This is a genomic window from Paraliobacillus zengyii (assembly GCF_003268595.1).
Lineage (GTDB): Bacteria > Bacillota > Bacilli > Bacillales > Amphibacillaceae > Paraliobacillus_A > Paraliobacillus_A zengyii.
Genome location: NZ_CP029797.1, coordinates 2,252,968 through 2,272,346 on the forward strand (window position 1 = coordinate 2,252,968; position 19,379 = coordinate 2,272,346).

General features: G+C 34.7%; 19 protein-coding genes. 1 reads left to right on the forward strand and 18 read right to left on the reverse strand.

The annotated features are described in order from the left end of the window. Positions 1 to 160 precede the first annotated feature (160 nt). The 11 genes from DM447_RS11485 to rpsU form a co-directional block, all read right to left on the reverse strand. On the reverse strand, positions 161 to 538 hold the full coding sequence (locus tag DM447_RS11485) for a diacylglycerol kinase family protein (protein ID WP_112181345.1): 378 nt from the start codon (positions 536 to 538) through the stop codon (positions 161 to 163). Continuing rightward, positions 513 to 980, reverse strand: coding sequence for an rRNA maturation RNase YbeY (gene ybeY, locus DM447_RS11490; protein ID WP_112181346.1), 468 nt, complete (start codon positions 978 to 980; stop codon positions 513 to 515). The genes DM447_RS11485 and ybeY overlap by 26 nt, the downstream gene beginning before the upstream one ends. A gap of 2 nt (positions 981 to 982) precedes the next feature. Next, entirely contained in the window at positions 983 to 3,115 is a 2,133-nt protein-coding gene (locus tag DM447_RS11495) for an HD family phosphohydrolase (protein ID WP_112181347.1), read from the reverse strand. Between the two features lie 161 nt (positions 3,116 to 3,276). Beyond that, positions 3,277 to 4,233 carry a PhoH family protein gene (locus tag DM447_RS11500; protein WP_112181348.1) on the reverse strand — a complete coding sequence of 319 codons (957 nt, stop codon included), beginning with the start codon at positions 4,231 to 4,233 and terminating at the stop codon, positions 3,277 to 3,279. A 3-nt stretch (positions 4,234 to 4,236) separates the two neighbouring features. After that, positions 4,237 to 5,466: a sporulation protein YqfD gene (yqfD, locus tag DM447_RS11505; protein ID WP_112181349.1), complete on the reverse strand. Its 1,230-nt coding sequence runs from the start codon at positions 5,464 to 5,466 to the stop codon at positions 4,237 to 4,239. 47 nt (positions 5,467 to 5,513) lie between these two features. After that, positions 5,514 to 5,813, reverse strand: coding sequence for a sporulation protein YqfC (yqfC, locus tag DM447_RS11510; RefSeq protein ID WP_369974651.1), 300 nt, complete (start codon positions 5,811 to 5,813; stop codon positions 5,514 to 5,516). Positions 5,814 to 5,918: 105 nt separating this feature from the next. Then, positions 5,919 to 6,386 (reverse strand): hypothetical protein, encoded by a 468-nt coding sequence (locus DM447_RS11515; RefSeq protein WP_112181351.1) that lies wholly within the window; start codon positions 6,384 to 6,386, stop codon positions 5,919 to 5,921. Positions 6,387 to 6,412: 26 nt separating this feature from the next. After that, positions 6,413 to 7,432, reverse strand: a complete 1,020-nt coding sequence (floA, locus tag DM447_RS11520; protein WP_112181352.1) for a flotillin-like protein FloA — start codon at positions 7,430 to 7,432, stop codon at positions 6,413 to 6,415. 27 nt (positions 7,433 to 7,459) lie between these two features. Next, positions 7,460 to 8,770 (reverse strand): NfeD family protein, encoded by a 1,311-nt coding sequence (locus DM447_RS11525; protein ID WP_112182735.1) that lies wholly within the window; start codon positions 8,768 to 8,770, stop codon positions 7,460 to 7,462. 249 nt (positions 8,771 to 9,019) lie between these two features. After that, positions 9,020 to 9,466, reverse strand: coding sequence for a GatB/YqeY domain-containing protein (locus DM447_RS11530; RefSeq protein ID WP_112181353.1), 447 nt, complete (start codon positions 9,464 to 9,466; stop codon positions 9,020 to 9,022). A gap of 72 nt (positions 9,467 to 9,538) precedes the next feature. Further along, positions 9,539 to 9,712: a 30S ribosomal protein S21 gene (gene rpsU, locus DM447_RS11535; RefSeq protein WP_062319095.1), complete on the reverse strand. Its 174-nt coding sequence runs from the start codon at positions 9,710 to 9,712 to the stop codon at positions 9,539 to 9,541. A gap of 184 nt (positions 9,713 to 9,896) precedes the next feature. Here rpsU and DM447_RS11540 point away from each other — a divergent pair, with 184 nt between their 5' ends. After that, positions 9,897 to 10,805, forward strand: coding sequence for a Na/Pi symporter (locus DM447_RS11540; RefSeq protein WP_112181354.1), 909 nt, complete (start codon positions 9,897 to 9,899; stop codon positions 10,803 to 10,805). A gap of 363 nt (positions 10,806 to 11,168) precedes the next feature. Here DM447_RS11540 and DM447_RS11545 read toward each other — a convergent pair whose 3' ends face one another. From DM447_RS11545 to hemW, 7 genes are all read right to left on the reverse strand, one after another. Next, a complete protein-coding gene (locus tag DM447_RS11545) occupies positions 11,169 to 11,921 on the reverse strand; it encodes a 16S rRNA (uracil(1498)-N(3))-methyltransferase (protein ID WP_112181355.1) in 753 nt (250 codons plus the stop codon). 20 nt (positions 11,922 to 11,941) lie between these two features. Next, entirely contained in the window at positions 11,942 to 12,877 is a 936-nt protein-coding gene (prmA, locus tag DM447_RS11550) for a 50S ribosomal protein L11 methyltransferase (protein WP_112181356.1), read from the reverse strand. Positions 12,878 to 12,942: 65 nt separating this feature from the next. Continuing rightward, on the reverse strand, positions 12,943 to 14,064 hold the full coding sequence (gene dnaJ / locus DM447_RS11555) for a molecular chaperone DnaJ (RefSeq protein WP_112181357.1): 1,122 nt from the start codon (positions 14,062 to 14,064) through the stop codon (positions 12,943 to 12,945). A gap of 211 nt (positions 14,065 to 14,275) precedes the next feature. Further along, positions 14,276 to 16,117, reverse strand: a complete 1,842-nt coding sequence (gene dnaK, locus DM447_RS11560) for a molecular chaperone DnaK (protein WP_112181358.1) — start codon at positions 16,115 to 16,117, stop codon at positions 14,276 to 14,278. Between the two features lie 29 nt (positions 16,118 to 16,146). Continuing rightward, positions 16,147 to 16,698 carry a nucleotide exchange factor GrpE gene (gene grpE / locus DM447_RS11565; protein ID WP_112181359.1) on the reverse strand — a complete coding sequence of 184 codons (552 nt, stop codon included), beginning with the start codon at positions 16,696 to 16,698 and terminating at the stop codon, positions 16,147 to 16,149. A 184-nt stretch (positions 16,699 to 16,882) separates the two neighbouring features. Then, a complete protein-coding gene (hrcA, locus tag DM447_RS11570) occupies positions 16,883 to 17,905 on the reverse strand; it encodes a heat-inducible transcriptional repressor HrcA (protein ID WP_112181360.1) in 1,023 nt (340 codons plus the stop codon). Between the two features lie 113 nt (positions 17,906 to 18,018). After that, positions 18,019 to 19,185 carry a radical SAM family heme chaperone HemW gene (hemW, locus tag DM447_RS11575; RefSeq protein ID WP_112181361.1) on the reverse strand — a complete coding sequence of 389 codons (1,167 nt, stop codon included), beginning with the start codon at positions 19,183 to 19,185 and terminating at the stop codon, positions 18,019 to 18,021. Positions 19,186 to 19,379 lie beyond the last annotated feature (194 nt).

The following is a 19,379-nucleotide window of genomic DNA, read 5'->3' on the forward strand; positions in this document are numbered from 1 at the left end:
ATCCGTAAAAAATATTACTACAATTATTTTACTATATATTTAAACATATTTCACATTTTCGACAAAAGCTCCAATTTAATAAAAATGGAGTAGTAATTACAACAAAAAATGGCATAAAACGCGAAAATGTTAAAAAACGCTCATTAGCCATAAAAAGAATTTAGAATAAAGCCAAAATTTTCGGTATAAATACAAGTGATCCAACAATTAGTGAAACTAGAGCTGCAATCAATACAGCCCCAGCTGTGAGGTCCTTTATTTTCCCTACTGTTGGATGTATTTCTGGTGCTAGATAATCTAATAGGTCTTCAATAGCAGTATTTAGCAACTCACAAATTAACACGCTACCAATCGTTAAAGATAATAGCATCCATTCTACTATAGATAATTGGAAAGCCAATCCTAAGCCAATTACAATTAATAAAATGACGAAATGTATCTTCATATTATTTTCAGAACGAACTGCGTATTTTATCCCATTTAGTGCATATTTCAGCCCCAACCTACTACGCTTATTCCCTTGATAATCCGAAGCCATTTAAAAGCTCCTCTTGTCTTGCAAACATTTTTTTCTCGTCTACTTCTTTCATGTGATCATAGCCTAATAAATGTAGAAAACCATGTAATGCTAAGAATCCTAATTCTCTATCTAAACTATGATTGTATTCTTCAGCTTGTTCTTTTGCTTTATCAATGGAAATAACAACATCACCTAACATAAGTGGCATATCTTCACCAATAATTTCTAACTCGCCTTCTCCCATTTCCTCTAAAGCAAAAGAGATCACATCGGTAGGTTCATCTATCTGACGGTAATTACGGTTTATAATTTGAATTTCTCTATTATCAACAAAATTAATGGAAAGTTCAGATTCTTGTGTTACTCCCTCCTCTTTTGCTGCATATGTTAATAGTTGTTGGATTAAATCTACATACTCTTCTGTTACAGAATTTGTTTCATCATGAAAATCGATATGCATGCTTACGCCTCCTTTGTTTTTTTACCAGTAGGATATTGAATTCTAGAATGATATATCCCATTTAGTGATTCATTAATTGTTGTTTTGATTATATCTAACTCCTTAAAAGTTAGTGCGCTCTCATCTAATTGACCATCTAATAATCGATCTTGGATAATGGAGGTTACCATTTCATTAATTTTCTCCATTGATGGCTCTGGAATTGATCGAACTGCCGCTTCAATTGAATCGCAAATTGATATAACTGCTGCCTCTTTTGTCTGTGGTCGAGGACCAGGATAGCGAAAATCCGACTCTTGTGTCAATTTACCAGAGTCTTTTTCCTTATATAAGAAATATTTTAATAAGGTTGTACCGTGGTGTTGTTCGGCAATATCAATAATTTCTCTTGGGAATTTATGTTGGCGTAAAATTTCCGCACCATTATAAGGATGTCCAATAATAATTTCCGCACTTTCTTTAGGTTCCAGATAATCATGTGGATTTTGAATACCCATTTGGTTTTCAATAAAATAATGCGGGTGTTTAGTCTTACCTAAATCATGATAATAAGATGCCACTCTTGCCAAGAGTCCGTTTGCTCCAATATTCTCACACGCTGCTTCACTTAAGTTTGCAACCATTACACTGTGATGATAAGTACCCGGAGCTTCCATTAGTATCTTTCGAAGTAACGGATGATTTGGACTAGCTAATGTTAATAATTTAGTATCTGATAAAATGCCTAGTTCTGATTCAAAAAACGGTAAAATACCTATTGTTAATATACATGCAGTAAAGGCAGCCGACAATCCATAACCACTAAATACAACATAATCCAAAAGAACATATTTTTCGTAAGACAGAAATAGAAATAAAAGAACAGTTAAAATATTAACAACTGCAGTTCCAATACTTGCTTTCAAAATTGTTGATCGATCTTTTATTTTGACTAAGAGCACAATGCTTGCTAATTGAGAAAACAAAAAGTATATTCCGACTTCCACATTTAATGAGCCTGGAATTTGTCCATTAAAAATTACACTTCCAATAATTGAAAAAACAATCGCAAAAGTAATAGCTGACTTTTCACGGAATAACAGCTTCATAAGAAGTACTCCAGTTATAATTGGAACTAAAAAATACAATTGATTTATATTAGTTGCAAAATAACTAACAGATTTCATCACTCCAACTATACCAACACTAATAAGCGTAATACCAATTAGCTTTCTATAGTCTAATGTTTGTTCTTTTGAAAAATCATTCATATCATAGAAAATAAATCCTAATAATAATAAAATCAAAATCAATAAACCAATTACTGGAAAGACGTTTCGATCACTATTTAACAAACCAACTAATTTCAGTTTTTCATATAATTCATTTGTTATTGTTTGACCTTCTTGGACAATTACTTCGCCGGCTCTTATCATAACAGGTTCAACATTTTTTATAGCTTGATTTTCCGCTTCCATTGTCTCATTCACAGAGAAAAATGAATTTTCTACTATAGCAAATTGTCCTACGTCAATTAATGCCGTTTGCAAGTCATTACTTAAACTCGAATAGCGCAGTTTTTGATTAATGTTACTTATTGCTTCTTCAATTTCTTCGGTACGAATTCCCTCATTGTATGCATCATACAAGCTAGTTATCAATAATTCCTTGGCAACTAAACGATCATTATCACTAGCTTCAACTAGACTTACTAATGTATTTTGAGTAACAGCATCTAATAATTCAGGTGTCAATAACTGTTTTAAATCTTCGACCGTTTCAGCACTTGATTGTTGTATCTCCTCATCAGACCCAGAGGATTTTCCTGATACGGTTCCTACAGCATCAAATAACTCGTGAACATAGTCAATTCGTTCTTCAGTGATTTCAGAAGAAATACTATACCGATCTTCTATCGCTTGGACAGCTTCCCTTCTTCTATGTTCTGTTTCCTTTGTATCTTCTATTGTAATTGGCGCTCTAATTGTTTCATTTGCATTACTAAAACGCTCGATATCATACGTTTCTGTATAAACATTAGAGATCATAAAAACAAAGAAAAGGGATCCAATAACTGCTAAAGTTAATATAATCTGTACTGACTTATTTTGAATTCGGAAAATGCTACGGAATCGTTTCTCCCAAAGACCTCTCATTTATCTTTCCCCTTTTCAACTATACAAAACGATAATGTTTTCTCTTGTTTTTATCATACACTGATTATACGCTCATGTATATATTTGCCTGGAAATTGATAGCTGTAATAATTATACAGAAAAAGACCCACTAGTGGGTCTTTTTTCTTCTGTTATTAGGGTTAAGACTCTTCAAATGCATCAATAATTTTCTGAACTAATGGATGACGTACAACATCAGCTTGTTGTAAGTAAATAAAGGAAATGCCTTTTACTCCACTTAATCTTGATTCGACAGCCTTTAATCCAGATTGTACGCCACGTGGTAAATCAACTTGTGTAATATCACCCGTTACAACCATTTTTGAACCGAACCCTAGTCTTGTCAGGAACATTTTCATTTGAGCATGTGTCGTGTTTTGCGCTTCATCTAAAATAACAAATGCATCATCTAACGTTCTACCCCGCATATAGGCTAAAGGAGCAATCTCAATGGTACCTCGTTCAATTAGTCGAACTGTATGTTCAGTTCCTAATACATCGTGTAATGAATCATATAACGGCCTTAGATAAGGATCAACTTTCTCTTTTAAGTCACCAGGTAAAAACCCTAAGCTTTCACCGGCTTCTACTGCAGGACGAGATAGAATAATTCGCTTAACTAAACCACTTTTTAATGCTTGAACAGCCATTACTACTGCTAGATATGTTTTACCAGTACCAGCAGGACCAATTCCAAAAACTAAATCATCTGCTTTTAATGCATTTACATAATTTCGTTGTCCTAAAGTTTTAACGCGAATTGACTTTCCTTTGGCGTTCTTCGTAATTTCGTCTTCAAATAAAGTTTCAAATTGGTCAATTTTACCTTTTTTTGCTAATTCAACTGCATACACAACATCTCGTTCAGAAATGGATAATCCTTTTCTGATTACTTTTAATAATGCATCAAGTATCTCTTGAATTAGCGCAATTTCTTCTTGTTCACCCGAAACCCGTACTTTTTCACCTCTGGTAATAATAGATACTTGTAATTGGTTTTCAATTTGAATTAAATGCTTATCCTCAGCACCGAATAAACTTAGTGCTTCGTTTGGATCTTTAATTTCTAAATCGATCAAGTGTAACGCTTCTGGCATAAGTTAATCTCCTTGAGATAGGTCTTGTATTTTTGCTATATTTTCTTTAACAGTAAAGTATAGCTCTAATTTTACTTTACCATTCTCGGAAGCTTCATGCAAAATTTTTTCATTTGTTATTTCTGCAGCTTGTCCCAATGTTTCTTGTAAGTCAATTTTGGCTTGTCTAATCCCCAACTCTTTCGCTTCTTTTTCTGATCTTTTTTCTACCACTTCTTCAAGTTCATATACTTCCTTTTTGTAAAAATATATTGGTAATTCCCATTGAAAAAAGTAAATAGAATTTTGCTCTTCTTCAATTCGTGAGGACTGATATTCCTCTTGGAAAAACCCCCAGATTGGAACCTTCTGATTATTTCCACCCAAATAATATTTATTATTCACTTCACCTGTTATTGCTTGGTAGGTGACTTCCATTGGCACTGAGATAGTGGATTCATACCATGTATTCGCATAGATTTCTGCTTCTGCTGCAATTTGATATTCGCCTTCCTCCTTCTCATTTTCTTCTCCCTTCTCTTCATCGATAGCATCTGCGGTTTTCAAGTCTCCTGCTACTAATATTTCTCCTTTTTCAACAAAATCATTTATCTTTGCAAGCGGTTTTCCTTTTGAAACATACATATCTACAATTACACCACTTTTATTCGCTACAATATTACTAGGACTTTTCACTTCTTGTTCAGATATAGTGGTTTTCTCAACACCCTCTAACGTATAGGTTGTCCCTTTTTCTTTGACACCAACCCATAATAGTTCTGGATTATTGTCTAGAACCAATCGTTGCAATTTACTTGGTGATTCAACTGAGAATTTTAATACACCTGGATAAACGCCGTTTGCCCTTAGCGAGGTTCTAATTTGTTTTTCTACCTCAGGCCTTACACCATCAATCTCAATTTTCCATACCATATTAGATAAAAAAAACACAAAAAGAACACTTAAAACGATACCAAACATAAGTGCCTTTCTTTTTTTAAACTTCTTCCAAGTGAATGGAAGACCTGTTCTTTTTTTAAACTGTATTTTGTAACGTGTTTTTTTCCTTATTTTCTTTATTTTCAAAAGATCTTTCACAAATATGTTTGCAACACATGTTTGTTTATCAATCTTATGTATATCCCAGACATAAATTTCATTTCTGGCACATAGATCCAAAAAAAGCTCTGGTCGACTCCCAATTACATGTATAGTTAAATACCCTCGAATCCAAGTACCTTGTTCCTGTTTCATTTTTTCTCCTCCCTCATTAGAAAAGTACTATCATACAACACATACTTTTAATTAATAGTTTCGTTTTTATGTTCTAGAAACATAATGGTATCAATCGTACCTTCTATTAAGATTTCTTCAGGTAGTAGTGTTTTAATCACAAGCTTATTCCCAGTTATTTTTAACGCCCCTTTTTTCAACTTCAGTTGTAATTCTTGATCAGTAAAGACAATTAATCCTCGATGATTTTCTATATAAGCATGGAATTGGCCGATTGTTGTAATTCTTGGTAACTCCAATACAACATCAGAAGGTAGTTGCAGATGATTACTTAACCAATTTCCAACACGTTTCTGCCACTCATTCATCAAAACACCCTCCTCCTCTATCAATATATGAAGGTACAAATCATATAAGAACAAAGAAAAGCCTCACCTTTTTACAGGTGAAGCTTTTCTTCTTTATAGTATGATTCACTTTTGATTTCGCACGTAAGATTTAGTTTGATACGGCTTTTTAGATCTTGGTGCACCAAGAACTTCTGCCATAACAACACTTTCAGCTAAACCTTCTCTTGATATATTTCTTCTTAAAGAAATTTTCGTCGTTCTGTTTTTCTTTGTTGTAATTTTCTTATCTAATCTCACTACTTCTTGTAAAGGATTATCACTAATAGCTCCATCTTTGTTATACAAATTCGGATCAACAGCTAAGTTAGACTTTAACTTTTCTAGCTGTTCTTGCTTCTTATTAGAATAATCCTCCATAGCAGTAGTTTGTTTATTTGAAGTTTGACGTTCTTCGTTACGCTCAATCGGTTTCACAGTTTCTGTTCTTCTAACAGGTTTATTCTCTTCCTCTTCCTTGTCTTTTCCAAATAAACTTATTAGACCTCCACCAATTGCAAATAACATCATAAGAAAGGGTAAAATGCCATCCATAAGACCTCTCCTTTCAAGATAAATATTTATTCATCTTCTGAATCGGAATCATCCTTCGATAATTTCCCAATAGAATCACGCATATCTGTATCCGCGTCTATATTTTTGTAATTCATATAATCCATTACACCCATATTTCCAGAACGTAATGCTTCTGCTAATGCACGTGGTACATCTGCTTCCGCTTCCACAACTTTTGCACGCATCTCTTGAACACGAGCCAACATTTCTTGTTCTTCTGCAACAGCCATTGCACGACGTTCTTCCGCTTTAGCCTGTGCAATATTTTTATCTGCTTCGGCTTGATCTGTTTGCAACATCGCACCAATGTTTTTACCAATATCAATATCTGCTATATCAATGGATAATATTTCAAATGCTGTACCTGCATCTAGACCTTTTGATAGAACATTTTGTGAGATTGAATCCGGGTTTTCTAGAACTTTACTATGGCTCGCTGAACTACCAATTGTACTTACAATTCCCTCGCCTACACGCGCAATAATTGTCTCTTCACCAGCACCACCAACAAGTCGATCAATGTTAGCTCTTACGGTAATTCTTGCTTTGGCTTTTACTTCAATACCATCCATGGAAATACCGGCAATAAAAGGTGTCTCAATTACTTTTGGATTTACACTCATTTGAACTGCTTCTAATACATCACGACCAGCCAAATCAATTGCAGCAGCACGTTCAAACTCAAGTGGTATATTTGCTCGTTGTGCAGCAATAAGTGCATTAACTACTCGATCCACATTACCACCAGCTAAATAATGACTTTCTAATTGATTCGTATTGACAGCCAGACCCGCTTTATGTGCTTTAATTAACGGGTTAATGACGCGGGCTGGTACTACTCGACGTAGACGCATACCTATTAGTGTGAAAATATTAACTTTAACACCAGCTGCTAATGCACTTACCCATAACATTACTGGAATAAATGTAAAAAGAATCGCAACTGCAATAACAATAATTCCAATAATGATTAGTGGGACAAAGTCACCCACTGCATCAAAGTTAGTGCTTCCTAAGATAAACATATAATCTTCCTCCTACTATTTAGTAAATTAAACTTGTCGAACCACAATTCTTGAACCTTCTGATGTAACTACTTTTACCTTTTGCTGACTTTCAATATAGCCACCTTCTGATACAACATCTATTCGTTCATTACCAATAAGTGCTGTACCTGCAGGCCGAAGAGGTGTCACCGTTGTACCTTCCATGCCAATTAATTCTAGTTTATTAACTGAAGATACATAACCCTTTTCAGTAGTAGTTGCATCATTTAATATTATCTTTCTTAAAAAACCCTTCTCTAAACCAATCGTTTTAATCAATACAATTGCAGTAATAATTGCAACTACGAATGCGATCATTATACTCATACTCATATGAACCACATTATCAGTCGACATATATAAAGAACCTACAACTGCACCAACTCCCAGAAATCCAATTATACCTCCAGGAACAAATATTTCCGCAAAAATTAACACCATACCTACTATTAATAATATGATCGCCTCATAGCCAGCAAAACCAGCCACAATGTGTCCGTAAAAAAATAATATTAGAGATGTAATACCTATCGAACCAGGTATCCCAAATCCAGGAGAGAATAACTCAACAATTAGTCCGATACTTGCAAGCGATAATAAAATAGGAACAACTGCTGAATTTGTTAGAAATCTGGCTACTCCTTCAGAAAAGGTTACTTCCATTTCGACTATTTTTGCATTTGATAAACCTAATTGACTTAAAAGCTCTGTACGATGGTTAACAACCGCTTCTGCATAACCAACTTCAACTGAATCAGAGGGACTTAAAGTTAGGTACGTGCCAGTTGGGGCGTCGTATTCTGGCAGATCAATTTCTTTGTCTGCCATAGCTTGTGCATACAGTGGATCTCTTCCTTTTGATTCTGCTGCACTAGTCATAGACTCAAACCAAGCTGACTGTGCCTTTTCTGCAGCTTCAGATCCATCAGAATTAATCACTCCACTTGCCCCCATCGTTGATTGAGGCTTCATAAAAATATTATCAGTGTTTAGAGCAATATAAGAACCTGCAGATAAAGCTTGAACTGTTATATAAGAAGTTGTCTCAATTTCTAGGTCTTGTAATAACCCACCAATATTAGTCGCAGCATCTACACGCCCGCCAGGAGTATTGAGTTCGAAAATAATATGATCAGCATCAGCTTCAGCTGCTTCTGTTGTAGTTCGACGTAAGAACGCTTCCAAACCACGTTCTACTTCCGCTTCAATTGGGATAACATAAACTAATTTTCCATCCCCATTTTCTGCTGCACTTACACCTTGTGTATGTATGGATCCAACAATAACAAACAGTAAACTAATGAGGATACTATACATAACACTTTTAACTATATTCACTTTAACCCCCCTTTCTTCACACTTATGTATACGAATTAGGCGACACTTAAGTTTCAGAAAGTGTTAAATCAATAGTTGAAATTTAATTAGACTTAAACCCTTTAATAGTCTATTTTTGAACAACCTTTACATAGTATAACATCTACAACAAAAATAATCCCCTATCACGACTAAATGATAGGGGATTATTTGCTTTATAAAATCTTCACAAAATCACAAAATGTGTAATTATGCTAAGTGTTTTTGCACTAACTTCTGGACTACTGTGCCATCTGCTTTGCCCTTTACTTTCGGCATAAGCGCACCCATCACTTTACCCATTTCTTTTTTTGAAGTAGCATTCACTTCTTCTATGGTTTGCAAAACGATTTCTTCAAGCTCTTCATTTGATAGCTGTTCAGGCATATATACTTGTAAAACATCTAATTCAACTTCTAATTTTTCTACAAGATCCATTCTTCCAGCTTCTTTAAATTCATGGAGGGAATCATTTCTTTGCTTTAACTCTCTAGATAAGATGGTTAATTCCTCTTCTTCTGTTAACGCGTCTTTTCCAAGTTTAATTGCTTCATTCTGTAAAGATGCTTTCACCATACGAATAACGCTTAGTGTTTCTTTATCTCTACTTTTCATTGCTATTTTCATATCTTGGTTGAGACGTTCTGTTAATAACATTCGTTTCTACACCCTCTTTTAAAGGAAAATCAAAAGAAAATATCTTTTTCATTCCCTACTTGCAATCAAAGATTACTTACGCTTTCTAGCCGCCTCAGATTTTTTCTTGCGACGAACACTAGGCTTCTCATAAAATTCACGCTTACGATATTCTGACATTGTACCAGATTTTGATACACTGCGTTTAAAGCGACGAAGAGCATCTTCAAGAGACTCGTTTTTACGAACGCGAGTTGTATTTGACATGCTAATTTCCCTCCCTCCGAAGCATTCAACAGTTTAATGCGACATATGTATGCACATATGCCTTACAGGTATTATAATATAAGGATTTTTCTAGGTCAACTTTTGTTTTTTAAAATAATAAATTAATTGTTATAAGCATGATCAAATAACCTTGTCCATATAGTAGATTAGAGGTGACTGTACTATGGGATTATTATCTTTATTATCCGTTTTTCTACTTTTGTTTTATATGGGCATGCGCCTATTACAAACTGGTTTAACTTTCTTTATGAGCTCAAGAATAGAAGAATGGCTTACTAAAGGTACGCAAAATGTTTTTGGAAGTATCTTAATTGGAATCATTGCCACATTTCTTCTGCAAAGTAGTTCTGTTGTATTAGTCATTACGATAAGTTTTGTAACGATTGGTGTAATAAGTTTCCGACAAACTATTGGCATAATTCTAGGTGCAAATATCGGAACGACAATGACTGGAGAAATTCTCGTCTTTGGCGACGCTTTTCCATTTTTGATTTGGCTTGTAGTTGGTTTATTCTTACTATTATTCCCTCAAAAAAACATCTTCTATACTGGATGTATTCTTGTAGGCCTATCAACAATCTTTGTTTCTTTAGACGGATTTGAATCTTTAGCTACTTTGGTGGCTAGTAATCATCTAATATTAGCAGGACTTAGTTTAACAGAAACATCACCTAGTATTGGTATTATAATTGGAACTGTTATCAGTGGTATTATTCAATCTTCCAGCGCTACATTTGGATTAACGCTAAGCATGATGCAACAAGAACTCTTACCTCTATCTAGCGCGATTGCAATTATATTAGGATCAAACATCGGGACATGCGTGACATCATTAATTGCTACACTTGGAGCTAAAAGAGAAGCTAAACTTGTTGCCATAACACATACTGCATTTAATCTTATAACGGTTATCATTGCGATACCTTTACTACCAATTTTCAACTTAATTGCACTTCACTTAGCGAATAACAGCAGTATGCAATTAGCTCATATATCTGTCGTCTTTAATGTATTTTCAGTTCTTATTGTCCTTCCTTTTGTTCCATTATTCGAAAAGTACATTGCTAGATAAATAAAAGTTACTTAATTAAAAAAACAATAAACAGCCTGGCAATTGCCAAGCTGTTTATGTCTAACACCACATGCTTTCCAACAAGTTGTTTAGTGAACCGCTTAATTTAAGTATATATGTAGTTTTTCAGAAAAATACCACAAGCACATATTCAGCTAACTTTTAAAGGGAATCCATTTACTGATGCAGCCATATCTAAAGTAATTTAAAATACTACGTTGGATCATTCCATCAAGTTGATAGGATGAAACAAACGTATGATTAGAAGATAAGCACACAGTAAATTTCACTTCATCTTCTTAAAATTATAAGACTTACTAGTTACCAAACCCAATTGCCTGTTTCACGCTGCTAGTATTATTTCTATTCTAATTCTTCAAAATGATACGACAGACTTGCTAAAGCGTATAGAGCCGCAGTTTCTGTACGTAGTATACGAGGACCAAGTCGAATCGATTGGAAATCAGCATTTTTAAGTGCGATTATTTCATTTTCAGAAAATCCACCTTCAGGACCTATACACAAGAAAACTTGTTCTGAGGGTACCATCTGTTTTAAAAAATAACTTAGCTTATTTGTAGGTATGTCTCTGGTTGTTTCTTCATAAGCTACTAGTCTATGGTCAAAACTTGCGCTCATCTCAATTACATCTTGTAATGAAGCTACTTTTTCAATCTTTGGCAATAATGTGCGATGAGATTGTTCACTAGCTTCTTTAATAATTTTTTGAAAGCGTTCATTTTTTTTACTTGCCTTCTTTTCGTCCCATTTTACAATTGAACGTTCTGCTTGTAATGGAATGAATCCAGCTGCACCAAGCTCTGTACCTTTTTGTAAGATTAATTCAAACTTATCACCCTTTGGTAATCCTTGTGCAATTGTAACACGAACAGGTAACTCAACCGTCTGTCTCTGCCACTCCACAATCTCTGTAACTATCTTATCATCTGCCATTGATTTGATCGCACATACTGCAGCTTTCCCATCAGGGTGATTACAAATTATCTTATCGCCGATTTCCATCCGCATCACACGGGTGATATGATGAATATCGTCATCTGTTATAGTGACATGCATGTCTGACCATCCAGTGGCCGTTACAAAATAACGCTGCATATGACGCTCCTACTCTCTTCCTATTTCTTAGCTATAATTGAAATCCAGTCTTCCATTTGATTAATCTCAATAATTTCAAATCCAGCTTCTAGTAGGGCTTGTTTCACATCTTGTTTCTTTGCCTGAATAATTCCCGAGGTGATAAAAATACCTCCTGGCTTTAAAACTTCGTAAGCCCTTTTTTCAAAACGCATAATAATTTCTGCTAAAATATTAGATACAATAATATCCGGTTGATGTGAAACATTATCGAGTAAATTATTTTGTTTTGCTTCAATAGCATGTTCAACCTTATTAATTTTAGCATTAATGATAGCGACTTTTACTGCAACATCATCTAAATCATAGGCATATACATGCTTTGCCCCAAGTAATATCGCTGCAATGCTTAGTACACCGGAACCAGTACCCACATCTAACACAAGATCATCGTTTTTCACATATCGTTCTAATGCTTGCATACTTAGAACCGTTGTTGGATGTGTACCTGTTCCAAATGCCATTCCTGGATCTAATTCAATAATTATTTCATCAGTCGAAACGGCATGGTAATCTTCCCATGTAGGTGTTATTGTTATCTTCTCTGAAATTTTAACCGGTTTGTAATACTTCTTCCAAGCAGTTGCCCAATCTTCTTCATTCACTTCGCTCATGGTTATATGATTTGAACCTAAATCAATATCGTATGCCAATAGATTATTGATTGCTTGTTTGATTTCAGCGACAGTCTCACCTAAGAAACTATTAAAAGGAAGATAAGCTTTTAACATAACACCTTCCTGCGGAAAATCGACAGGATCAAGTTCATACATTTCTCCTAAATCTGTATTCCGTTCCTTCATTAAATCCTCAGAATCCTCAATAACTACACCACTAGCCCCAGCTTCATGAAAAATGTTTGAAATTGGCTCGATTGCTTCATTAGTAGTATGGATACACAATTCAGACCACTTCAAAAAATCAACTCTTTTCTTGTGATTTTATTAAACATGGACAAAATATACCGAAAACACGATAAGTATTATTCGCCCTTAAACGCCCTTTTCACACGTTGAAAAAATGAGTCATCATGTTCATCTGTTGGTTGATCTCCACTTGCTTCATTTAATTCGCGCAACAGTTCTTTTTGTTGTTCACTTAAATTTGTAGGTGTAATCACACGCATCTGCACATGTTGATCTCCATGACCATATCCACGGACATTGGGCGCACCTTTACCTTTAAGACGGAATGTTTTACCTGTTTGTGTTCCAGCTGGAACTTTTAATTTAACTTTTCCATGTACAGTAGGAATTTCTATTTCATCACCAAGTGCTGCTTGAGCAAAAGTTATTGGCATTTCACAAAAAATGTGATCTCCATCTCTTTTATAGAACTCATGACTCCTAACTTGCACGACAACGTATAAATCACCTGGAGGTCCACCATTTACTCCTGGCTCACCTTGACCAGTAACGCGAATTTGTTGTCCCTCATCGATACCTCCTGGAATACTGATGTGGATTTTTTTGCGTGCTTTAACTTTTCCATTTCCACCACACGTTTTACATTTTTCGGGAATTATTTTTCCAGATCCATTACAATGATTACAAACGCGCTTATTAACAACACGGCCGAATGGTGTATTTTGTTCAACATTCAATTGTCCTGAACCATTACAATGTGAACATGTTTTCACCTTAGTACCTGGTTTAGCGCCAGTTCCTTCACACGTATCACATTCTTCTTCTCTTGGAATTTCAACATCCGTTTCTTTACCAAAAATAGCTTCTTCAAATTCCAAAATCATTGTGTATTGTAAGTCTGCACCTTGTCTTGGCGCATTGGGATCACGTCTACGTCCGCCTCCACCAAAGAACATATCAAATATATCACTAAATCCACCGAAGTCTTCTGCACCACCGCCTCCAAATCCTTGACTTTGAGGTCCTGCATGACCAAATTGATCATATTGTGCACGTTTTTGTTCGTCACTTAATACTTCATATGCTTCTTTTGCTTCTTTAAACTTATCCGAAGCACCTTCTTCTTTGTTTACATCTGGATGATAACTACGTGCTAATTTTCTATATGATTTTTTAATTTCTTCTTTTGAGGCACCTTTTGAGACGCCTAATACGTCATAATAATCTCTTTTACTCACTGACTGATCACTCTCCCGACTCTTCTTTACATAGATTTTATCATAACATTGATGCTCTTATGAGAGCAAATAGTATTCAAATGATTCATTTTATGCTATTTATTTTATTTTTATATATTTGAATTTTTATCAAGTAGTAATATATAGAGGAAAAGTCAAAGTCAAGTAAAACCTGACTTTGACTTTTCCAATTTACTAACTTATTTGTTTCTTATTTGTTTTTATCTTCTTCTTCTTTATCTTCATCTTTAACTTCTTCATAGTCAGCATCTACAACATCATCATCAGAAGAACCTTCACCCTGAGCTGCTTCAGCATCTGCTTGAGCTTGCTCGTATAATTTAACAGAAAGTGCTTGAACTTGTTCCTCTAATGCATCTTTCTTCGTTTTGATTTCTTCTAGATCATCTGCTTCTAATGCCGTTTTTAACTCATCTTTGGCTGTTTCTGCCTTTTCTTTTTCTTCATCAGAAACTTTATCGCCTAGATCTTTAATTGTTTTATCTGTTTGGAATACTAGCTGGTCAGCTTCATTACGAAGTTCAACTTCTTCGCGACGTTTTTTATCTTCTTCAGCATTTTCCTCAGCATCTCTTACCATTTTTTCAACTTCTTCATCAGATAAACCTGAAGAAGATTTAATTGTAATCGATTGTTCTTTGTTTGTACCTAGATCTTTAGCACGAACGTTTACTATACCATTTGCATCAATATCAAATGATACTTCAATTTGTGGCACTCCACGTGGTGCAGGTGGAATATCTGTTAATTGAAAACGACCCAATGTTTTATTATCTCCAGCCATTTCACGCTCACCTTGAAGGACGTGAATATCTACTGCTGTTTGATTATCAGCCGCTGTTGAAAACACTTGCGAATGACTTGTAGGAATAGTGGTATTACGCTCAATTAACTTAGTCGTAACGCTACCCATTGTTTCGATACCTAATGATAAAGGTGTAACATCAAGAAGTACAACATCTTTAACATCACCTTGTAATACACCAGCTTGAATTGCGGCACCTAAAGCAACTACCTCATCCGGATTTACTCCTTTAGATGGATCTTGACCAGTTTCTTTTTTAATTGCTTCCTGTACTGCTGGAATACGAGTTGAACCACCAACTAAGATAACTTTGTTAATTTCACTAGCTTTCATTCCAGCATCTTTAAGAGCTTGTCGCGTAGGTCCCATTGTACGTTCTACAAGATCAGAAGATAAGTCATCAAATTTTGCACGAGTTAAATTCATTTCTAAGTGTAATGGTCCAGCTTCGCCTGCTGTGATAAATGGTAAGGAAATTTGTGTTTGTGCAACACCAGATAAATCCTTTTTAGCTTTTTCAGCTGCATCTTTTAAACGTTGTAAAGCCATTTTGTCTTTTGAAAGATCAATGCCATTTTCTTTTTTGAACTCTGCAACTAAGTGGTCAATGACTACTTCATCAAAATCATCTCCACCAAGACGATTATCACCGGCTGTTGCTACAACTTCAAAAGTACCTTCACCGATATCTAAGATAGATACATCAAATGTACCTCCACCTAAGTCGTATACAAGAACTGTTTGATCTTGATCAGCTTTATCAATACCATATGCTAATGCTGCAGCAGTAGGCTCATTAATAATACGTTCTACTTCAAGACCAGCTATTTTACCAGCATCTTTAGTTGCTTGACGTTCAGCATCATTAAAATATGCAGGTACAGTAATAACAGCTTTTTCTACAGTTTCTCCAAGATAATCTTCTGCATATGACTTAATGTATTGTAAGATTATTGCTGAAATTTCTTGAGGTGTATGCTCTTTTCCTTCAACTTCAACTTTATAATCTGTTCCCATATGACGTTTAACAGATTGAATCGTGTTTGGGTTAGTAATTGCTTGTCGTTTAGCAACTTCACCTACTTGACGTTCACCATTTTTAAATGCAACAACTGATGGAGTTGTACGGTTACCCTCTGGATTCGGGATAACTTTTGCTTCTCCACCTTCCATTACTGCAACACATGAATTTGTTGTACCTAAATCAATTCCAATAATTTTTCCCATGGTTATTTCCTCCTCTAATACATATGTAATTATTGATTCACTTTTACCATTGCCGGGCGAATAACCCGATCTTTTAATTTGTATCCTTTTTGTAATTCTTCGACAACAACATTCGATTCATATTGATCATCTTCCACTTGAACAACAGCTTGATGTAAATGCGGATCAAATGTTTCTCCCTCTGTTGCAATAACTTCAGCGCCCTCTTTTTCCAAAGCATCATTTAATTGACGATAGACCATCTTGATTCCATCTACAAACTGCTTAGCAGCTTCATCATTAACTTCCATTTGTAGTGCTCTTTCAAAGTTATCTACAATCGGTAATAAGTCTGTAATCAATGATTGCGATCTATATTTACGATCCGCTTCTTTTTCCTTCTGGGTACGGCGGCGGAAGTTATCATATTCTGCTTGTACTCTTAATAACCTTTGGTAAACTTCATCCTTTTCCCTTTGTAAGACCTCAAGTTCATTAGTCTCTTCTTCGGCATCAGGTTGATTTACTTCATCAATTATTTCTTGATCAGCTTTTTCAATTACTTCATCTTCTTGTTTTTCTGCTTGTTTATTCTCTTCCATTATGGTCACCTCCTCTAATTAATTCATTTGAAAATGAAACCTTGTTGACTATATCATGAATAAACATGGAAATAAAGTTTTAGGTTTCAGCTTTAATCAACTAATATTCAATGAAGAAAAGCATTCTTCTCGATCACTTGTTAGCATTTAGTATCATCTTATTATGATAAAAAATACAGCTCACTTAAAACCAAGAATGAAATGTACTCGACATTCGACTAGATAAGCTATTTAATAGTGAAATAACACGAGAATACTCCATCCTAGTTGGTCCCAACAAGGCAATTGTTCCTATTTGTTCTCCAGCTAATGAATAAGTTGCGGTAATCAAGCTGCAATCCTGCATTTCATCCATCTTATTCTCTTGCCCAATAGAAACATGAATACCATCTTTATTGGAACGTAAAACATTTGCAATGATATCCTCCTGTTCCATTACCGAATATAAAGAGTGAATTTTATCAACATCTCTAAATTCTGGTTGCAACAAAATATTGGTAATACCACCCACATAAAGTTTAACAGGTTGTTCATCAAACAATGCTGCTCTTAAATATTGAAAAGCTGAATCGAAATCATCCATATATTTATCAAGCACATTTAGCAACTCTAACTGTAATTTCTCATAGAGATGAATAATCGGTACATTTTTTAATCTGTCATTTAAAATGTTTACCAATTTTTCTAATTCACTTGGTTTAATTTCCGTCGGTATTGTAAAAGAACGGTGCTCTACATGACCCGTGTTTGTAACTAAGATAGCAACAGCCATATTAGATGACAAATGGATAATTTGTAATTGCTTCAAGGTTGTTTCGTATACCTTGGGTCCCAGAATAATCGACGTATAATTGGTTAATTCCGAAAGCACTTTTGCTGATTTTTGTACAACCTGTTCAAATTCAACCATTTCTTCTGAAAATGCGTGAGAAATAACACTTCTGTCACTATTTGATAAATGAAAAGGCGACAATAAATGATCGACATAAAATCGATAGCCTTTTTCTGAAGGCACCCTACCAGAAGAAGAATGAGTCTTTTCAATAAAACCTAATTCTTCTAAATCCGCCATATCGTTTCGGATAGTTGCTGGACTATAGGTTATCTCTTCCATTTTTGAAATAGCTCGAGATCCGATAGGTTGTGCTGTGTGGATGAATTCATCAATAATAACTTGCAAAATTAATAATTGTCTGTTTGATAACATTGATGATCACCTCTGTTAGCACTCTTAGCACCCGAGTGCTAAATCTATTATTAAATTATCAAATGCAGGCAAAAATGTCAATATGCATGCTTATAATTTTTAAATAATAATTGCTACTTCGCAGTAAGTATTCGTTTGAATTTCTCTTGTTCTATTAAGAATTCTTGAAACACCTCATTACCAAATAATTGACCTGCTTGTGTTAACCTCACCTGGTCTCCCACTTCTTCTATCCATTTTTTCTCTTTTAATTGTTGTAACTCATCATCATATAAATCAGTTAATGCTAGATTATATTTTTCACTAAAGCCAATTTTTGATACACCAGATCGTTTACGTAATCCTAGAAACATTTCTTCTTCAATTTGTTCCTTCACTCCAATTGGTTCTCTATGAAGTACTGGAAAATCGTTCTCATTCGCTTTTTTAAAATATGCAGGAAATGGACGTAAATTAACAATTCGTTCCCCTGGTAAATACCCATGCGCACCTGCGCCAAAACCAAAATAGTAATCATTATTCCAATAGGTTAAATTATGCTTACTCTCATAGCCAGGAACGGCAAAATTACTTATTTCATATTGATTCTTTCCGTGTTTCTCCATCTGGGTAATTAAATGCTCATACATGTCCGCTTCTGTTTCTTCCGGTTGCCTTTTTAATTTCCCTTTTTTATAACGTTGATAAAAAACAGTTTTGGGTTCAATTTGCAACGAATAAGAGGAGTAATGTGGCAAATCAAAAGCTAAAGCTTCTTGTACTGTTTTTTCAAATCCTGTCATTGTTTGTGTTGGTAGACTATATATTAAATCAATACTAATGTTCGTAATACCGTGTTTTTTCAGGGCATCAACATTTTGATAAACATCTTTAATTCGATGAAGTCTCCCTAATTGTTCTAGTAGTTCATCATCAAAGACTTGTGCTCCCATCGATATTCGATTTACACCAAAGGCTTTTAACAACTTTATTTTCTCTTCGTCTAAATCACCTGGGTTTGCTTCAAACGTATATTCTTCAACACTTTCCACTTCAAAGTATTTACCAATTGATGTAAGTAATTGTTGCAATTGTTTTGTATTAAGCGCAGTTGGTGTTCCCCCACCAACGAATATTGTTTTCATCTTTTGCCTTGGTTCCTTTATATAGGCTGCCATTTCTTTATCTAATGCAATTAAATAATCATCCGCCATTTTTTCTTCATAAAAGAATTTTGTGAAGTCACAATAGTGACAGATCTTCTCACAAAATGGAATGTGGATATATACCGATGATACCATTAACTTTCTCCCCTTCTTTATTCGATGTGATAATAGTAACTAGAAACCCTTGCCACATTAATGACAAGGGTTAGTTTTAATTATCTTCATCCATCCGCAAGACAGCCATAAATGCTTCTTATTTATTGTTTATGACTAATCATATTCTATAATAACCTATTGTAATTAGCAACGTATTCACATCAATGTTTTAT